Annotated in this window: 12 protein-coding genes and 1 pseudogene; 4 read left to right on the forward strand and 9 right to left on the reverse strand. The window is 75.1% G+C overall.

Annotation, left to right across the window (positions count from 1 at the left end; genetic code table 11):
- Positions 1-1550: 1550 nt before the first annotated feature.
- From D7I43_RS24190 to D7I43_RS24200, 3 genes and pseudogenes are all read left to right on the forward strand, one after another.
- A pseudogene (locus D7I43_RS24190) lies at positions 1551-1766 on the forward strand (C39 family peptidase); the annotation flags it as partial.
- A gap of 291 nt (positions 1767-2057) precedes the next feature.
- Positions 2058-2951: a DUF1996 domain-containing protein gene (locus D7I43_RS24195; RefSeq protein ID WP_120330860.1), complete on the forward strand. Its 894-nt coding sequence runs from the start codon at positions 2058-2060 to the stop codon at positions 2949-2951.
- 68 nt (positions 2952-3019) lie between these two features.
- On the forward strand, positions 3020-3649 hold the full coding sequence (locus D7I43_RS24200; protein WP_120330861.1) for a DUF305 domain-containing protein: 630 nt from the start codon (positions 3020-3022) through the stop codon (positions 3647-3649).
- Between the two features lie 30 nt (positions 3650-3679).
- Here D7I43_RS24200 and D7I43_RS24205 read toward each other — a convergent pair whose 3' ends face one another.
- Positions 3680-4222 (reverse strand): winged helix-turn-helix transcriptional regulator, encoded by a 543-nt coding sequence (locus D7I43_RS24205; RefSeq protein ID WP_120330862.1) that lies wholly within the window; start codon positions 4220-4222, stop codon positions 3680-3682.
- Positions 4223-4311: 89 nt separating this feature from the next.
- Between D7I43_RS24205 and D7I43_RS24210 the strand changes: the two genes are divergently transcribed.
- Positions 4312-5748: an MFS transporter gene (locus D7I43_RS24210; RefSeq protein ID WP_120330863.1), complete on the forward strand. Its 1437-nt coding sequence runs from the start codon at positions 4312-4314 to the stop codon at positions 5746-5748.
- Between the two features lie 239 nt (positions 5749-5987).
- Here the strand turns inward: D7I43_RS24210 and D7I43_RS24215 are convergent, their stop codons facing one another.
- The 8 genes from D7I43_RS24215 to D7I43_RS24250 all read right to left on the reverse strand — a co-directional run bounded on the left by D7I43_RS24215 (position 5988) and on the right by D7I43_RS24250 (position 16975).
- A complete protein-coding gene (locus D7I43_RS24215) occupies positions 5988-6809 on the reverse strand; it encodes an HpcH/HpaI aldolase/citrate lyase family protein (protein ID WP_120330864.1) in 822 nt (273 codons plus the stop codon).
- On the reverse strand, positions 6809-8011 hold the full coding sequence (locus D7I43_RS24220; protein ID WP_120330865.1) for a CaiB/BaiF CoA transferase family protein: 1203 nt from the start codon (positions 8009-8011) through the stop codon (positions 6809-6811). Before D7I43_RS24220 ends, D7I43_RS24215 begins: the two co-directional genes overlap by 1 nt.
- Entirely contained in the window at positions 8008-10173 is a 2166-nt protein-coding gene (locus D7I43_RS24225; RefSeq protein ID WP_120330866.1) for an alpha/beta hydrolase-fold protein, read from the reverse strand. The genes D7I43_RS24220 and D7I43_RS24225 overlap by 4 nt, the downstream gene beginning before the upstream one ends.
- A 4-nt stretch (positions 10174-10177) precedes the next feature.
- On the reverse strand, positions 10178-12127 hold the full coding sequence (locus D7I43_RS24230) for an SUMF1/EgtB/PvdO family nonheme iron enzyme (protein ID WP_192902256.1): 1950 nt from the start codon (positions 12125-12127) through the stop codon (positions 10178-10180).
- Complete coding sequence (locus D7I43_RS24235; RefSeq protein ID WP_120330867.1) at positions 12124-13062, reverse strand: ribokinase; 939 nt, start codon at positions 13060-13062, stop codon at positions 12124-12126. Before D7I43_RS24235 ends, D7I43_RS24230 begins: the two co-directional genes overlap by 4 nt.
- 85 nt (positions 13063-13147) lie before the next feature.
- Positions 13148-14494: an ADP-ribosylglycohydrolase family protein gene (locus D7I43_RS24240; RefSeq protein WP_120330868.1), complete on the reverse strand. Its 1347-nt coding sequence runs from the start codon at positions 14492-14494 to the stop codon at positions 13148-13150.
- Complete coding sequence (locus tag D7I43_RS24245; protein ID WP_120330869.1) at positions 14491-15678, reverse strand: ADP-ribosylglycohydrolase family protein; 1188 nt, start codon at positions 15676-15678, stop codon at positions 14491-14493. The genes D7I43_RS24240 and D7I43_RS24245 overlap by 4 nt, the downstream gene beginning before the upstream one ends.
- Before the next feature lie 4 nt (positions 15679-15682).
- Positions 15683-16975 (reverse strand): ABC transporter substrate-binding protein, encoded by a 1293-nt coding sequence (locus tag D7I43_RS24250; RefSeq protein WP_120330870.1) that lies wholly within the window; start codon positions 16973-16975, stop codon positions 15683-15685.
- Positions 16976-16983: the final 8 nt, after the last annotated feature.

Raw genomic sequence — 16983 nt, forward strand, 5'->3', positions numbered from 1 at the left:
CAGCGACGCCAGCACCGCCCACTGCGCGTCGGTCAGGTCGTGCCGCCTCGTCACCGCTATGGTGGCCACGAGGTCTCCGGTATTCAGGTTCTTCTTGGTCGATGAACCCTCTACCGGAGACCTCGCCGTCTATCGACCACCGACACGCCGCACCCGACTTCGAGACACTGCCTAGTTCGATCCTGTCGACCTGCCCCGTATCTGAGGCACATGCCTCCCGGCGGATCCGGGTCACATGCCTGCCGGCGGTCAGCACCGTCGCACGGGCCGGGCAGCCAGTCGAAGGCCATTGATCAGCTCGCCGCCCCTCGGCATGGCGGCATGCCCTGGCGGACGCCATGCCGGCAGCATCGCCAGCAAGGCATCTTCACTGAGGTGAGCCCGTTTGGGCCGGCCGCACCCCCGTCCCGGCCCGGCCACACCGGTCTGGCGGATGCTGTCGACCTGCCCCATATCTGGGGCACCCGCCTTCGTGGCGGGTCAAAACCGTCCCGATGGCGCGCCCGGGTCGGCATCTGGTTGACGCCCCGTTATCGGCTCGTGCGTCTGGTCACTGATGCGTGCCCCTTGGGCGGGTGAATCTGCGCCGCCCCGGCGCCTGGGCCGAGCCGCCCCCGCGGCGGCATCCGGTCGACACGGCACTCGTGCAGCAACGAGTCGATTCACCGTGTCCGGGCGGGAGCACTCCGTGGATCGGGCGGCACCATCCCGCCCTACACAAGTCCCTTCGCGGGGATGCCAGCAGCCTGCCCCATATCCGGGGCAGCTCGACAGCACACGCCCACATGTGGTGTCGCCATCACAGGGGTGGCCAGCGCGGTAAGGGGCGTCGCCGGCAGCGTGCCCGCCGGGATTCCCAGGCCGTTGCCGACCGCCGTGCCGGTGTGGTCGTCGGAGCCTTTAGAGCTGATGTCTCGTCGGAGCCTTAGAGCTGACGTCGTAGACGATTCGGCACCCGGTCCCCGCCGAACGACCGGGTTGTGCCTTCAACGGCGCCCCGCCCGACAACGTCCCGGAAGTTGGCGCCCACCGCGCGCCGACCCCGCCTTCAGCCGGGGAGTTGTCCCCTGGACCGTGCCCCGGCCGGACGGGCAGGGACGCCGTGGCCTCGGGGTGCGCGCCGAGGCCGAGTCGCACCACCCCGGGCATGGTGTGCCCCGGGGCGGCGCGCCGAGGCCACAACATCGGGGATGTTGTCGCCTCGATCGTCCCTCGATGCGACAACATCCAGGAAATTGCGCGATCTTGTCGAGCGATCGGCGCGCGGGGGGGCGTCGTGCGTGGCCCCGCAGGTGGCCTCGGCGGACGACGAACCGGGAACGACACCGGGCTCGCACCCGCAACGCGCGGGGTCGCACAGGATTACGCGGGATGGGGGCTGGGGCGTGGCCGGCGATGTCGGAGACGATTCAGCTCTAGAGGACCCGCCCAACCCCGGTGGCCGCGGCGACGAACGTGGAAGGACACGGGGCCTGCGCCGGGAACACCCATACGGGCCCGATCTGCGCCAACGGGCTGCTGCGGGGTCGTGCGGGATGGGGCCCGGCTGCCGCGCCGTCGTGGCCAACATCGCCGGCACCGCCGTGGACACCGACGGCAATACCCACTCCTTCGAGGGCGGGCACTACATCAGCGTCATCGGCTACCGCGACGGCGGCAAGACCGTCACCATCGCCGACTCCGCCGACCCCACCATGGCCTCCTACCGGATGAGCGTCGACAACCTCGCCGACTGGATCGCCACCCGCGGCTACAGCGCCTCCTGACCTAACCCAACCGAGGCGCACCACCACAAGCGAAAGGGCCCGACCCCCAACCGGGGCCGGGCCCTTTCGTCGTCTCGTCATCCGACGGCGGCGACCCCGCCGGCGACCCCTCGTGCCGTCGCATCTCCGAGCGAGCCGGAACGTATTGACAACTGTCGACGCGAGGTCGACCCTTGACGGTGAGAGCGCTCTCTCGTCCTTCCGCAACCACCACCAGCCCGGCCAGGAATCTCCGATGCCTTCGGCGGCGGCGCCGGACGTGCCCCTGGCCCACCCCGACAGGAGTCCGAGATGGAAAGGGCCGTACCCCGCGCCGGCATCCGCCGCCGGCTGCGCCTCGCCACGGCGATCGGCGCCCTGCTGACGCTGCTCGGCATGTACGCCGTCTCCACCACCGCCCGGGCCGACGCCGCCCCGGGCACCAACGCCATCCGCGTGGCCGAGTTCCCGGCCGACTGCGGCTTCAGCCACCGGCTGCCGGACGACCCGATCATCTTCCCCGGGCTGCCCGGGGCGTCCCACATGCACAGCTTCTTCGGCAGCACGGTGACGAACGCGCACACCACCCTGCCGGACCTGCTGAACTCCACCACGACCTGCAACCCGGGCGTGGACACCTCGTCGTACTGGGTGCCGACGCTCTACCGCAACAACGTGCCGGTGGAACCGGCGATCGTCACGTTCTACTACCTGGGTGAGGGCGTACGCAGCGACGTGGTCGCCCGTACGGAGCCGCTCCCCCAGGGGCTGCGGATCGTGGCCGGCAACGCCCTCGCGACCGGGCCGGAGAACAGCATCGCCCGCTGGTCGTGCCTGCACGCGGGGCACGTGCCGCCGTCGAAGAACTTCGTGAACTGCCCGGCCGGCACGATGCTCGAGTCGTACCTCGACTTCCCGCAGTGCTGGAACGGCCGCGACCTGGACTCGCCGGACCACAAGAGCCACATGGCGTACCCGGTGAACCAGGCCTGCCCGGCGAGCCACCCGGTGCCGGTGCCGAAGCTGCGGCAGGTGCTGCGGTACCCGGTCAACGGTGACCCGTCGCAGTTCCGGCTGGCCTCCGGGCCGGGCTACACGATGCACGGCGACTTCTTCAACGCCTGGCCCGTGGCGGAGATGGCCCGCCGGGTCAACGACTGCATCCGCCCGGTCATCAAGTGCGGCCACGACGGACGGCCGCTCTGACCCGAATCGATCCAGGAGCGGGCCCCATGGCACGGGGCCCGCTCCCCTCGGGCGCGAGAGGAGGCCCGATGCGTACGACGGCCGCGTCGTCCGCCCTGGTGGCGGTGACTCTGCTGGTGAGCGGCTGCGCGCACGCCGGTCCGGCCGCGCGGCCTCCCACGGCCACCACCGGCAACGCCGCGTCACCCGCCGGCACCGCCGGCCCAGGGGGTACGCGCGGCGCGCCGGCGTTCAACGGGACCGACGTCGCCTGGCTCCAGCTGCACGTGGCGATGGCCGAACGGCTGCTCCCGGCGCTCGACCTGGTGCCGGCCCGCACCACCGACCCGGCCTGGCGGCGACTCGCCGCGCAGGTCGCCGCCACCCACCGCGCCGACCTCACACGGGCCCGGGGACTGCTGGCCGGCTCCGGCGCACCCGCGACCAACCCGCACGAGGGCCACGACATGCCGGGGATGGTCACCGCCGAGCAGCTCGCCGAGCTGCGGTCGGCGAGCGTCGCCGCGCTGCACCGGTTGCTCGCCCAGCACCTGCGCGCCCACCTCACGCAGGCCGTCCGGGTCGCCGCCGCCGAGCAGCGGTCCGGTGCGCATCCCGCGGTCACCGCGCTGGCGGCCGCCGTCGTCCGGAACGGCACCGCCGCCCTGGCCCGGCTCGACCGGCTCGACCCGCCGCCCGCCTCGGCCGGGGCGCGGTAGCCGAGGCCGGCCCGACGAGGCGTCGGCCGCTCAGGCCCGGTCGGCGGGGAGCAGCGGTTCGAGGAGCCGGTGCGGGCGCTGGCGCAGCGCGACGCTGACCGGATCCTGGCGGGGCTCGTCGGGCACGCCCGGCCCGGGAACCGTCTCGACGTCACCGGGCGGGACGTCGGCGTTGCCGCAGGCCGGGCAGCGGCCGCCCGGGTCGAGTTCGGTCCCGCAGGCGGCGTGGCGGAAGCTGCGCAGCCACTGGCCGGTGGCGAAGTGCCGGGCGCCCCAGTGCATCAGCGGGTAGATCACCGACCAGAGTTCGACGCCCCGCTCGGTGAGCACGTACTCGTCCCGGGGTGGGGACTCCTGGTAGCGGTGCCGCTGGAGGATGCCCGCCCCCACGAGCGTGGCGAGGCGGTCGGCGAGCACGGCGCGGGGGATGTCGAGGTGGCTGAGGAAGTCGCCGTAGCGGCGTACGCCGTAGAAGGCGTCGCGGACGACGAGCAGTGTCCACCGCTCGCCGACCAGTTCCAGTGCTCTGGCCAGGGAGCAGTGCTGCCCTTCGTAGTTCTTCCCCAGTGCCACGGTGTGATCCTACCCCCGGGTCGGTTCATTCAGCGAACCATCGCTGCTATTGTCGGTTCGTCGAATGAACCGACCCGAGAGGCTTCCGCATGTCGACATCCGCCGGCGTCACCGCACCGACCGCCGTCGCCCCTGACCCGGACGCCGCCCGTTCCGGCTCCCGGGCCCTGTTCGCGGTCTGCGCCGCGACGCTGCTCGTCCTCGTGAACTACACCGCGCCGGTGGCCGTCCTGCCGCAGACGGCGCGGAGCCTGGGGGCGGGCCTCACCACCCAGACCTGGTTGATCAACGCGATCACGCTCGGGCTCGCCGCCACCCTGCTGGTGGCCGGCAGCCTCGGCGACGACTTCGGGCGGCGCCGGATCTTCCGGGCCGGCCTGGCGCTGCTGGCCGTCAGCACGGTCGGCGCCGCCGTCGCCCCCGACTCCGGCACCTTCGTGGCCGCCCGCGTGGTGCAGGGCGCCGCGAGCGCGGCGATCCTCGCCGCCGGGCTGGGGCTGCTCGGGCACGCCTTCCGCACCCACCACGGACGGTCCCACGCGACGGCCCGCTGGGCGTCGATGCTCGGCGCCGGCATCGCGGTCGGGCCGCTGGCCTCGGCCGTCCTCACCGCGCTCGGCAGTTGGCGCTGGTTGTACCTGGTGCTCGCGGTGCTGTCCGCCGTGCTCGCGGTGTTCGGCGGGCGGCTGCTCGCCGAGTCCCGCGCGGAGCGGACCGCCCGGGTCGACGTGGCCGGGGTGCTGACCCTCGGCGCCGGACTGGCGCTGCTGCTCGTCGCCGTCACCGCCGGGCGTACCGGCTGGGTGCGGCCGGCCGTACTGATCCCGCTGGTGCTCGGGGTCCTGCTGGTCGCCGCCTTCGTGGCGGTCGAGGCCCGCGGCCGCGCGCCGATGCTCGACCTGGCGCTGTTCCGCCGGCCGGACTTCCGGACGGCCACCCTCGGCGCGTTCCTCACGGGGCTCGCCGCGCTCGGCCCGAGCACGGTCCTGCCCACGCTGGTGCAGCGGTTGATCGGCGTCAGCGCGCTGGGCGCGGCCGGCCTGGCCTTCCTGTGGGCGGGCGCCTCGTTCGTGGTCAGCAACCAGATGCGTCACCTCGGCGCGCGCGTGGCGCCCACCCGGCAGCTCGCGCTCGGGTTCCTCCTCACCGCCGCCGGATACCTGGCCATGCTCGGTTACGCCGACGCGCACTCCTGGGTCCGCACCGTGCCCGGTCTGCTGATCTCCGGGGCGGGCAGCGGTCTGCTCAACGCGGCGCTGGCCCGGATGGCCGTCACGAGCGTCCCGGCGGACCGGGTCGCGATGGGGTCCGGCGCCAACAACACGGCCCGCTACGTCGGCTCGGCCCTCGGCGTCGCCGCCAGCATCACCGCGGCCTCGAGCCTGCTGCCCGCCGGGCAGACGGGCGGCTTCTCGGCCCACGGCGCCGACGCCGTCCTGCTGCTCGGCGCCGTCGTGGCCCTGCTCGGCACCGCGGCGACCGTGGGCCGGCGCCGGGTCGCCGCTCCGGTCCCGGCCGCCGGCTGAGCCCGCCGCAAGCGCGGCGAGCCGCGCCGTCGGCACGTCCCCCGGCGGGCGAGGCCGACGGCGCGGCCCCGGGCCCGACGGGCCAGGCCGGACGGGCCAGGCCCGACGGGCCAGGCCGGACGGGCCAAGCCGGCAAGCTGAACGGGCCAGGCCGGATGGGCAGCTCGGGCCGCGCGGCGTTCGCGGCGCGGTCCGGGCCGGCGCTGGCACGCCCCCGGGCGAGGCGGCGACGGGTGCCGTCAGGCGGCGTAGCGGGCGGCCAGGTCGACGGTGCGGCGGGCCGCGGCGACCATCGCCCGGTCGGCGAAGCGGCCGTCCGGGAGCACCACGGTCCCCGAGTCCCGCCGTTCCGCCTCGGCGACCGCGGCCAGCAGCTCCGCGGCCCGGGCCACCTCCCGCTCGTCCGGCCGGAACGCCTCGACGATCACCGGCAGCTGCCGAGGGTGGATCGCCGCCCGGCCGAGGAAGCCGAGCCGCCGGCCCACGGCACAGGAGGCGGCCAGCCCCTCGACGTCGACGACGTCGGCGTACACCGACATGGCGGGCGGCGCCAGACCGGCCGCGCGGGCCGCCACCACCACCCGGCCGCGGGCCCAGGCCAGCCCGGCGTCGTCGCTGACCCCCAGGTCCGAGCGGAGGTCGGCCTCGCCGAGACCGATCGAGGCCACCGCCGGGTGGGCGCTCGCGATGGCGTACGCGGCCTCCAGCCCAAGCGCCGACTCGACGAGCGGGTGCAGCGGCACGTCGACCCGGGCGGCGATCGACGCCACCGTCCCGGCCGACTCGACCTTGGGCAGCCGCAGCCCGGACAGCCCCGGCCGGCCGGTCACGGCGGCCAGGTCGGCCTCGACGTCCGGGCCGGTCAGCTCGTTGATCCGCACCTGCACCGGCACCGGGTGCTCCGCGGCGAGGAAGTCGGCGACCGCCTCCCGGGCGTACGCCTTGCGCCCCGCCACCACCGCGTCCTCCAGGTCGAGGATGACCGCGTCGGCGCCCGAGGCGACCGCCTTGGCGAACCGGTCGGGCCGGTCACCGGGCACGTAGAGCCAGGTGAGCAGCATCAGATCACGCCCCGCTCGCGCAGCGCGGCCAGCTCGTCTGCGCTGAGCCCGAGCGCGCCGAACACGGCGTCGGTGTCCTGGCCGTGCCGCCGTCCGGCGTGCCGGATGTCGCCGGGGGTGTCGGAGAGCCGGAACGGCACGTTCTGCATCCGCACCTCACCCAGCTCCTCGTCGGGCACGGTGCGGACGGTGCCGAGCGCCGCGTACTGCGGGTCGGCGAGGATGTCCCGCACGTCGTAGACGGGGGCGACCGCCGCCTGCGCGGCCTCGAACGCGGCCACGACCTCGTCCCGGTCCCGCTGCGCCACCCAGGCGCTCACGGCCGCGTCCAGCTCGTCGGCGTGCGCGGCCCGGCCGCTGCCGGTGGCGAACCACGGCTCGTCGACCAGCTCGGGGCGGCCGACGAGGCGCATCACCCGCTCGGCGATGCTCTGCGCGCTCGTGGAGACGGCCACCCACCGGCCGTCCGCGCACCGGTACGTGTTGCGCGGCGCGTTGTTGTTGGAGCGGTTGCCCAGCCGGGGCTGGATGTAGCCGAGCTGGTCGTACCAGGTGATCTGCGGGCCGAGCATCGCCATGATCGGCTCGATGATGGCGAGGTCGACGACCTGCCCGGCGCCCGTGACGTCCCTCGCCCGCAGGGCGAGCATCACCGCGTACGCGGCCGCGAGGGCGGTCACCGAGTCGGCCAGCCCGAACGGGGGCAGGGTGGGCGGCCCGTCCGGCTCCCCGGTCGCGGCCGCGAAGCCGCTCATCGCCTCGGCGAGAGTGCCGAACCCGGGTCGGCGCGCGTACGGGCCGACCTGCCCGAACCCGCTGATCCGGGTGATCACCAGGCGCGGGTTGACGGCGTGCAGCTCGGCCGGGCCGAGCCCCCAGCGTTCCAGCGTGCCGGGGCGGAAGTTCTCCACGAGCACGTCGGCGTCGGCGAGCAGGCGGCGCAGCAGCTCCGCGCCGTCGGGGTCGGAGAGGTTGCAGGTGACGGTCCGCTTGTTGCGGCCGAGCACCTTCCACCACAGCCCGACGCCGTCCTTGGCCGGGCCGTGCCCCCGCGACGGGTCCGGCTTCGCCGGATGCTCCACCTTGATCACGTCGGCGCCGAAGTCGCCGAGGAACGCCGCCGCGAGCGGCCCGGCGAACAGGGTGGCCAGGTCGACCACCGTCACGCCGTCGAGCGGGCCACGGCCCGCGCCGGCCGTCACGGCGTCCCCTTCGCGGGGTCGACCGCGGCGAGGAAGACGTCACCGTTGCCGCGCGCCCCGCCGCCCACCGGTGTCCCGGCGGTCAGTCCGCTGACCAGCAGCCGTCCGTCGGCGGCGAGGGTGGCGTAGACGTTCTCCTCGCCGAACGCGTCGGCCGCGTCGTCGCGCGCGGTGCCGTACTGGGCGACGCCGAGCTGGCGGCCCCGGGCGTCCAGCCGCAGGGTCAGGACGTCGGCGCCACCGACCGGCAGGCCGAGCCGGCTGCCGGTGAAGCCGACCACGGCGACCCCGCCGCCGGGCAGCGGCACGACGTCCGCGCCCGCGTCCGCGCCGGTCCCGCCGGTGACGGTCCGCCACCGCTGCCGGCCGGCCGGGGTGTACGCCACGGTCAGCACGTCGGTGCCGCCGGCCGTGGCCTCACCGCCGGTGGACCCGGTGGCCACCACCGTCCCGTCGGCCGCCACCGCGACGCCGCCGAGCAGGTCGTCGCCCGCGCCGCCGACGGCGTTCACCCAGCCGGGCGTGCCGTCGGGCGCGTACCGGGCCAGCCAGCCGTCGGCGCCGCCGAGCGGGGTCGTGCCGGGCAGCCCCGCCGAGGTGGTGCCGGCCACGTAGACGCCCTTCACGTCGGCCGCCACCGCGTACGCCTTGTCCTCGCCCGGGCCGCCGAGCTGCCGGCTCCAGGCGATCCGCCCGTCGGGGGCGACCCGGACCAGCACGGCGTCCTTGTCGCCGGCCGTCGCCGCACCGGCGAACGACCCGCTCGTGTAGCCGGCCAGGTAGGCGCCGCCGTCCGGGGCGGGGGCCACGGCGTAGAAGCGGTCCGCCTTGGCGGGATCGCCGGTCTGGGTGAGCCAGGCCCGCTCGCCGGTGGCGGTCAGGCGGGTGACGAACGCGTCGTCGGCGGGGCTGTCGGGGTGCCGCCCGTCGAGGTGGCCCCGGGTGTACCCGGCCGCGATCACACCGCCGTCGGCCAGCGGCACCACCCCGTACAGGCGGTCGTTGGCGGGGGTGCCGAACTGGGTCGTCCACCGTGCGGCGCCGGCGCCGTCGAGGCGGGTCACCACGGCGTCCAGCCCGCCGGCGTACGGCTGGCCCGACACCGCGCCGGAGGCCGCGTACGCCAGGGTGGTGGTGCCGTCCGGGTGCGCCGCGACGCCGCCGGCCCAGTCGGTGCCCGGGGTGCCGTGCAGCGGACCGGGCAGCCCGGCGGGCGGGGTGACGCTCAGCGTGCCGGCGAGGTGCCTCAGACCGTCCACGAAGGCCGGTCGCCACACGTCCCAGTCGTGCCCGCCGTCCAGGACGCGGAACTCGGCGGCGACCCCGTCGGCGCGGCGCACGGTGTTGTAGAGGGTGGCGGCCTCGTAGTCGAGGTCGTGGGCCGCGTCGGCGGGGTCGGGGTTGGCCCACTCGTCGTCGCCGACGGCGATGTACATCCGAACGGGCGACTCCGGGTCCAGCCCCGGCAGCAGGGCCGGGTAGTTGAGCCGCTCGTACACCTCGTCGGAGAAGCGCTGCTCGCCGTCTCCGAACGCGCCGTACTCGCGGGCGGAGGAGTCGGCCGGCGGCAGGGGGCGGTAGACCGCGGGGCTGAGCACCAGCGCGTTGGCGAAGAGGTCGGAGTGGGCGAGGGCGTACCGCAGGGCGCCCGCGCCGCCCATCGAGTAGCCGCCGACGAGCCGGGCGCCGCGGTGCGCGGCCGTGCGGTACGTGGCGTCGACGTGCGCCACCAGGTCCCGGGTGAGGGCCGTCTCGACGGGTCGGCCCGGGTCGTCCGCGCCGGTGTACCGGGAGTCGACGTACCAGTTGCCCCGGCTGCTCCACGGCGCGTCGGGCAGCACGGCGATCACCGGCGGCACCTCGCCGTCGGCGATCATCCGGTCCAGGTCGGCCTTCACCCGGGTCCACGCCTGCATCGTGTCGCCGCGCCCGTGCAGCAGGTAGAGCACCGGGTAACGGGTGCCGGTGTCGCCGGCGTACCCGTACGGCAGGTAGACGGTGTAGTCGATGGTCCCGCCGAGCGCCGGGGACGGCGCGGTGGCCGTCGTCAGCGTGCCGGCCCGGGGCTTCTTCGCGCCGGCCGCGCCGGGCACCGCGCCGGCCAGGCCGAGCGCCAGGAGCACGGCGGCCAGGGCGCCGCCGATCCGCCAACCTCTGCTCATGGGGTCACTCCTCGGGGGTGGGGAGGTCGGCCGCGCAGCGGAAGCCGACCTGGTCGGAGCGGGTGAGTCCGGCCCCGGTGAGCAGGAGCTTCACCGAGACCTCCGGCGGCTGCGGGCCGCCGTCGAAGTACCAGTCGGAGCCCTCGGCCCGGTAGGCGGCGCCGCCCTTGAGGATCACGAAACGGGTACGCCCGTCGGAGTGCTCGCTCTCGGTCAGGTTCCACACGAGCGGCTCCCGGCGGGCGAGCAGCCCCGCCTCGGCGGCCACCTGCCACTCGTCCTCGGTGGGCAGCCGCAGCCCGGCCCAGGCCGCGTACGCCCGCGCGTCGGCCAGGTCGACCCCGGTGACCGGGGCGTCGGCCGGCCCCTGACCGGCCGTGAACCGCTCGGGGCGGACGGGCCGGTAGCCGGTGGCGCGCAGGAACCGGGCGTACTGGCCGTGGGTGACCTCGTGCGTGGCGATGGCGAAGCGGCCCAGCGTGACGGCGCGGCGCAGCGTGGCGGTGTGGTGCAGCCGGGGCGGCAGCGGCTTCCACTCGTCGACGTACGGCGTCTCGCCGTACAGGCCGGTCTCCCGGACCCGGTGGCGGACCACCAGCTCACGGCGGCCCGCCTCGACGGCCGCCATGCCCTCGGGCACCTCCGTCCGCGGCGCCCACGGTGTGCGGGTGCGCACCGCCGCGCGGGCCGGGAAGGACGGGTCGCCGGTCGGCGGCGCGTGCCGGGTGACCGGGGCGTCGGTCACGACGACCGCCGCGACGGCCCCGGCCGGCAGCGGGCCGCCCACGGCGACCGTTCCCGGCCCCGAGTCGGTGACCCTCAGCTCGGCGCCGGTCACCAGGTCGACGAAGCGCCGACCGGGCCGGGCGTCGGTGACCAGCCATGGCCCGTCGTGGTCGCCGCCGGTGTTGGCCACCGTCCACAGTGGTTGGCCCTCGTGCGTCCAGCGGGACGCGTACACCTGACCGGAGCCGGGGTAGTCGGCGAGCGGAACCCAGTCCTCCGACCGCAGCCACGCGGCGTGGCCGGCCTGGACCCGGCGCATGGCCCGCAGCACCGCGCGGTCCCGCTCGTTCCAGCCGACCCAGACGCCGAACACGCTCTCCCACACCAGCACGCCGACGCCGTTGAGCCAGGCCGAGTGCAGCTCCTCGAGGTGGTCCCGGTGCCAGCGGCGGGTGTGGTGCAGGACGTGTCGGCGCTCGAACCACTTGGCGCGCAGCACCCCGGGGACCGGCGAGTCGGCGAACCACTGCGCCCAGGACATGGCGTGGTCGCCGATGCGCGCGAGCGGGACGCGGCTCTCCCCCTCCAGCACGAGGCCCGGTCGGACGGCGTCGAGCGCCGCGCGCAGCTCGCCGGCGCCCTCCTTCAGGGTGTCGAGGAAGACGCCGTCGACGCCAAGCTTCCCGGCCAGCGCCGCGACCTCCTCGGCGTCGCTGCCCGCCTCCCGTCGGGTGCCGGTGTCCCAGGGGTTGTAGTCGACGAAGACCCGCACCCCGCGGGCCTGGAACGCCCGCACCACCTCGGGCAGCTCCGGCACGTCCCGGTACCAGTCGAACTGGTTGCGCTCGTCCAGGCCGATCACCGGGTACGCGTGCCAGAGCACCACCCCGTCGAAGCCGCCGAAGTCCCGCTCGGCGGCGTCGAGGAACGCGTCGACGGTGAACACGCCGCGGGCGTGGTCGTAGAGCGTCTCGTCCCACAACCAGGCGAGGCAGACGGTGAAGCAGTCGCCGGTGATCTCGTCGTAGTGGGTGCCGGTGTAGCCGAGGCGGGCCCGCGCGTCGGCCCGCCACCGGGTCAGCTGTTCCCGCCAGGCGGGCCAGTGCGCCGGGTCGTCCGGCGCCGCGAAGATCTTCGCCTCGTCGAGGACGGTCAGGTCGGCCCGCTCGTCGAGCGGCACCTCCGTCGGCCGGTCGATGGGGCGCGGGACGTACGGGTTGAAGCTCACGGTGCACCTCGGTAGGTCGCGTCGTGCAGGGCGTCGATGGCCGCCCGCTCCGGCAGCGCGGTGGACGCGCCGGGGCGCTGGGCGCAGGCCGCGCCGGCGGCGCACGCCCAGCGCAGGCTCGCCGCCACGGTCTCCGCGCTGATCGCGCCGCCGCGCTCGGCCCAGGAGACGGCGAGCGCGCCGGTGAAGGCGTCGCCCGCGGCGGTGGTGTCGACGGCCGTGATCGACGGGGCCGGGATGTCCAGCCGCAGGCCGCGCCGGTCGGCGTACGCGGCGCCGCGCGCCCCGAGCGTCAGCACCACGCGGGGCACCAGCTCCAGCAGCGCGTCGAGCAGGACGGCGGGGTCGTCGGAGAACACCCCGCCGACGGTGGCCGCCTCGTGCTCGTTGACCACGAGCACGTCGACCAGGTCCAGCAGTTCCGCCGGGAGCACCGCGGCCGGCGCCGCGTTGAGCACCACGACGGTGCCCTCGGCCCGGGCGCAGTCGGCCGCCTGGACCACGGTGGACAGCGGCACCTCCAGCTGGAGCAGCAGCACGTCGGCCGAGGCGATCGCCGCCCGGTCCTCGGCGTCGAGGTCGGTGAGGGTGCTGTTGGCGCCGGGCGCGACCACGATGAAGTTCTCCGCCGACCGGTCGACGGCGATCAGCGCGACGCCCGAGGGACCGGGGACGGTGCGCAGGCGGCGCACGTCCACACCGGAGTCGACGAGGCTCGCCCGCAACTGGGAGCCGAACGCGTCGTCGCCGACCGCGCCGACGAAGTCGCACGCGGCGCCGGCCCGGGCCGCGGCGACCGCCTGGTTGGCGCCCTTGCCGCCGGGGACGGTGCGGAAGTCCTCGCCCAGTACCGTCTCGCCGGGGCGGGGCAGTTGCGGCGCCGTCACCACCAGGTCGAGGTTGGTGCTGCCCACCACCACCACGCGTGCGCTCATCCCCTGCCTCCTTCCTTCTCCCGCGCGACGGCCGTCGCCCCCACGACGCCCGTCCCCCGACCCGGCGCCGGCCGGTGCCGCCCCCTCATGACCCGGCACCGGCCAGCGCGCGGGTACGCGCGGCCAGCTCGTCGAAGCCGACCCCGTCGAAGCCGGCGATGCTGCTCGCCAGCCGGTTGCGCAGCGGCGCCACCCAGCGGTCGGGGAGCCCCGACGCGCCGGTGAGCGCCCCGGTCACCGCGCCGACCGTGGCGCCCGTCGAGTCGGTGTCCCAGCCGCCGCTGACCACCGCGCAGATCGACCGCTCCAGGTCGCCCCGCCCGTACGCGAGCGCGGCGGCCACCAGGGCGGCGTTGTTGCGTACGTGCACCCAGTGCAGGTGGCCGTGCCGGGCGTACAGCTCGTCGACCACGCGCTCCCAGTCCTCGGCGTCCGTGGCGAGGGCACGCGCCTCGCGGACGGTGGCCGCGAAGCGGCTGCGCGGCGGCAGCACCGACTCGGCGGCGTCGAGCACGTCGTCCACGGTGTCGGCGACCGGCGCGGCCGCGGCGAGCGCGGCGGCCCACACGGCGCCGTGCACACCGCCCCGCACGTGGCTGACGGTGGCGTCGCGCCAGGCCAGCTCGGCGGCCCGGTCCGGGCGGCCGGGGTTGACCCAGCCGTACACGTCGGTGCGGATCTGCGCGCCGATCCACTCCCGGAACGGGTTGTGCCGCCGGGCGCTCTCGGGCGGGGCGTACCCGAGCAGCAGGTTGCGGTAGGCGACCCGCTCGGCGGTGAAGACCCGCCCGCCGGGCAGCCAGTCCAGCCACGCCTGCGCCACGTCGGCGCTCGTGAAGTCCCGCCCGTGCGTCTCCAGCACCCGCAGCGCCAGCAGCGCGTAGTTGAGGTCGTCGTCCTCGGGCATGCCGTCGATGTTCTCGGCGAGGCTGGTCGGCGCGCTGCGCCGGTTCCACGGCCAGCGGGCCGCCACCTCGGCCGGCAACCCGCGCGCCGTGAACCAGTCGCGCAGCGGCCAGCGCCCGGTCGCGGTGAGAATCTCCCGGATGCCCTCCCGGGGGATCTTCTCGACCGGCTTGCCGAGCAGGCAGCCCACCGCCCGGCCGAGCCAGGCGCCGTGCAGCCGGTCGTGCGTCACGTCGGTCGGCAGCGACCACTGTCGCGGCCAGGTCGCCCGGAGGTCGGCCAGGTCGTCGGGCTCGTCCTCGGCGGCGGCCGGGGGCAGCGCGTCAGCGGCGTCGAGCAGTTCGGCGGCCAGCGCCCGCAGCCGCGGCGACGCCGGGTTCGGCGAGGCGCCGCTGACCGGCGGGGTGAGGTCGCCGCCGGCCTCCGTCCAGCGCCGCGCGAGCGCGCTGACGTCGCGTCCTTCGTCCCGGCTCGCCGCCAGCTCGTGCGGCAGCAGGTCCTCCGGCTGCACCCAGGTGATCCTCACCGGGCCGGCTCCGCGTCCTGCTCGGCCGGGCCGGGCTGCGCCGGCACGCCGCCGGTCAGCCCCGCGAAGCGCTCGGCGCGCCGGGTGAACCGCGCCCGGTCCCGGTCGAAGACCTCGCCGGCGACCGCCGCGAGGACCCGGGCGGGCTCGACGAGGTCGGTGCGGGACGCGGTGGCGACCGCCTCGGCCCACTCCGCCGGCACCGCCGCGGCGCCGCCGAGCGCACCGGCGATCGCGCCGGCCATGGTGGCCGTGGAGTCGGCGTCGCGTCCGTAGTTCACGGCGCCGAGCACCGCGGGCCGGTACTCGCCGCCGGCCACCACCAGCATGCCGATCGCCACCGGCAGCTCCTCGATGGAGTGCAGCCGGCTGGGGCGGCGCGCGCCGAGGCCCGGGTTGCGGTACTCCTCCCCCACCGTGTCGTACGGGGCGACGGCGGCCCGCAGCGCGGGGATCGCGGTCTTCCAGTCGTGGTGCCCCCGGGCCTCCTTCACGACGGCGTCGATGGCCGCCCGGGTTCCGTCGCGCGCCAGGTCCAGCGCGGCCGCGACCACGTCGTCGACGGTGGCCCCGGGGGTGGCCGCCGCGGCGACCGCCGCCGCGAAGACCGCGGCGGCCTCCCGCCCGTAGCTGTGCTGGTGCGCCCCGGCGATCTCCACCGCCTCGGCGTACGCCCCGGCCGGATCGCCCGCGTTGACGATGCCGACCGGGGCCATGTACATGGCCGCACCGCAGTTGACGATGTTGCCCACCCCGGCCTCGCGCGGGTCCGCGTGCGCGTGGTGCAGGCGGGTGACCAACCACCGCTCGGCGGCCGCGAGGCGGTGGAAGGTCAGCCCCTCCCGCTCGAGGTCGGGGATGTAGACCACCCGCTCGATCAGGTCGGGGACCAGCAGCTCCACCACGTCGTACGCGTCGAGGTGGTCGCGCTTGGCCGCGTAGGCCCGGACGAGGGCGTGGGTCATCAACGTGTCGTCGGTGATGTGCCCGTCGCCCTTGTGGTACGGCGCGAGCGGCCGCGCGGTGGCCCAGTCGGCGTGGTACGGGGGCACGATGCCCTCGACCCAGCCGCCGAACCGTGCGCGGATCTGCTCGGGCAGGGCCGTCTCGGTGGCGCCACCGAGGGCGTCCCCGACCGCCGCGCCGACCAGGCATCCGACCGAAGTGTCGAGCAAGAGTGACATTTCCTTACCTCAGAACCTGCTTGCCACCGTCGACCAGCTGCGTGGCGAGCTGGTCCAGGGTGATCTTGTTGGCGAAGTACTGCTGGAGGGCCGGGGTGGCGTACTTGGTCTTCCACTCGGGGTAGCCGTCGGCCATCTGGAACGGGGCGACCGTCAGGTCCGCGGCGCTGTCCGCGGCGACGTCCCAGCCCTGCTTGCCGCCGGTGAGCTTGACCAGCTCCTCGTTGGCCTGCTTGCCGGTGGGCACCAGCCAGTCACCCTTGGCCAGGGCGGCCATGTTGGTGGGGTTGAGGAAGTACTCCAGGAACTCCGCGGCCTGCTTCTTGTGCTTCGAGTCCTCGGCGATGGACAGCGTCTGCGGGTTGGCCGCCTGTTTGGTGGACAGGCCCTTGACGGGCGGCAGCGTGACCCACTCGAAGCCCTCCGGCGCCTGCTCGACCATCTGCTGGCGCAGCGACACCGAGCCGGGCAGCATCGCGTACTTGCCGCCGAAGAAGCCGGGCAGGGTGTCCGCGCCGCTCATGCCGAGCGCCTCCGGCGAGGCGGACTTCGTCGTGTAGATCATGTCGTGGATGCGCTTCGGAACCTCCTTCTCGGCGTCGCCGATGCGGACCTCGGTGCGCCCGCCGTCGGTGTAGAAGAACTTCCCGTCGAAGTTGAGCGCCAGGTTCAGCACGCGGTTCGTCGGCGACTTCAGCGCCCACGCCACGCCGTACTGGCCGGGCTTGGTGAGCTTCTGCGCGTTGGCCTGGAACTCGTCCCAGGTCCAGCCGCCGTCGGCCGGCGGCACCGCGATGCCGGCGGCGTCGAGCAGCTTCTTGTTGGCGATGACGACCTGCGACTCCAGCAGGAACGGCACCCCGGCGACCTTGTCGTCGAACGTGACCGTGTCCCAGACGCCCTGGTCGATCTGGCCCTTCAGGTCGTCGGAGATCAGGTCGGACAGGTCGGCCAGGTAGCCCTGCTTGCTGAACTCGCCGATCGCCGACGCCTCGTAGTGCACGATGTCGGGGGCGTCGCCGCCCTCGAACGAGGTGACGAGCTGGTCGTGGATCGAGTTCCAGTCGCCCTGGACGTACTCGACCTGGATGTCCGGGTGCTCGGCGTTCCACTTGGCGACCAGGTCCTTGTTGGCCTGCAGCGACTCCTTCTGCCAGGCGAGGCTGAGGAAGCGCAGCTTGACCGGACCGGATGTGGCCTCGTCGTCGCCGCCGTCACCGCAGGCGGCGAGCGCGCCGAGGCCGACGACCGCGACCGCGGTGGCCGCGGCGAGTCGACGGAATCGGGTACGGAGCATGGGGGATT

The organism is Micromonospora globbae (genome assembly GCF_003610785.1).
In the GTDB taxonomy this organism is placed as follows: domain Bacteria; phylum Actinomycetota; class Actinomycetes; order Mycobacteriales; family Micromonosporaceae; genus Micromonospora; species Micromonospora globbae.

Bases quoted from the DNA above. Each gene is read 5' to 3' on its own strand.
- D7I43_RS24235 (WP_120330867.1), bottom strand. From the start codon at position 13,062: ATGAGCGCACGCGTGGTGGTGGTGGGCAGCACCAACCTCGACCTGGTG.
- D7I43_RS24225 (WP_120330866.1), bottom strand. From the start codon at position 10,173: ATGAGCAGAGGTTGGCGGATCGGCGGCGCCCTGGCCGCCGTGCTCCTG.
- D7I43_RS24195 (WP_120330860.1), top strand. From the start codon at position 2,058: ATGGAAAGGGCCGTACCCCGCGCCGGCATCCGCCGCCGGCTGCGCCTC.
- D7I43_RS24250 (WP_120330870.1), bottom strand. From the start codon at position 16,975: ATGCTCCGTACCCGATTCCGTCGACTCGCCGCGGCCACCGCGGTCGCG.
- D7I43_RS24245 (WP_120330869.1), bottom strand. From the start codon at position 15,678: ATGTCACTCTTGCTCGACACTTCGGTCGGATGCCTGGTCGGCGCGGCG.
- D7I43_RS24210 (WP_120330863.1), top strand. From the start codon at position 4,312: ATGTCGACATCCGCCGGCGTCACCGCACCGACCGCCGTCGCCCCTGAC.
- D7I43_RS24215 (WP_120330864.1), bottom strand. From the start codon at position 6,809: ATGCTGCTCACCTGGCTCTACGTGCCCGGTGACCGGCCCGACCGGTTC.
- D7I43_RS24200 (WP_120330861.1), top strand. From the start codon at position 3,020: ATGCGTACGACGGCCGCGTCGTCCGCCCTGGTGGCGGTGACTCTGCTG.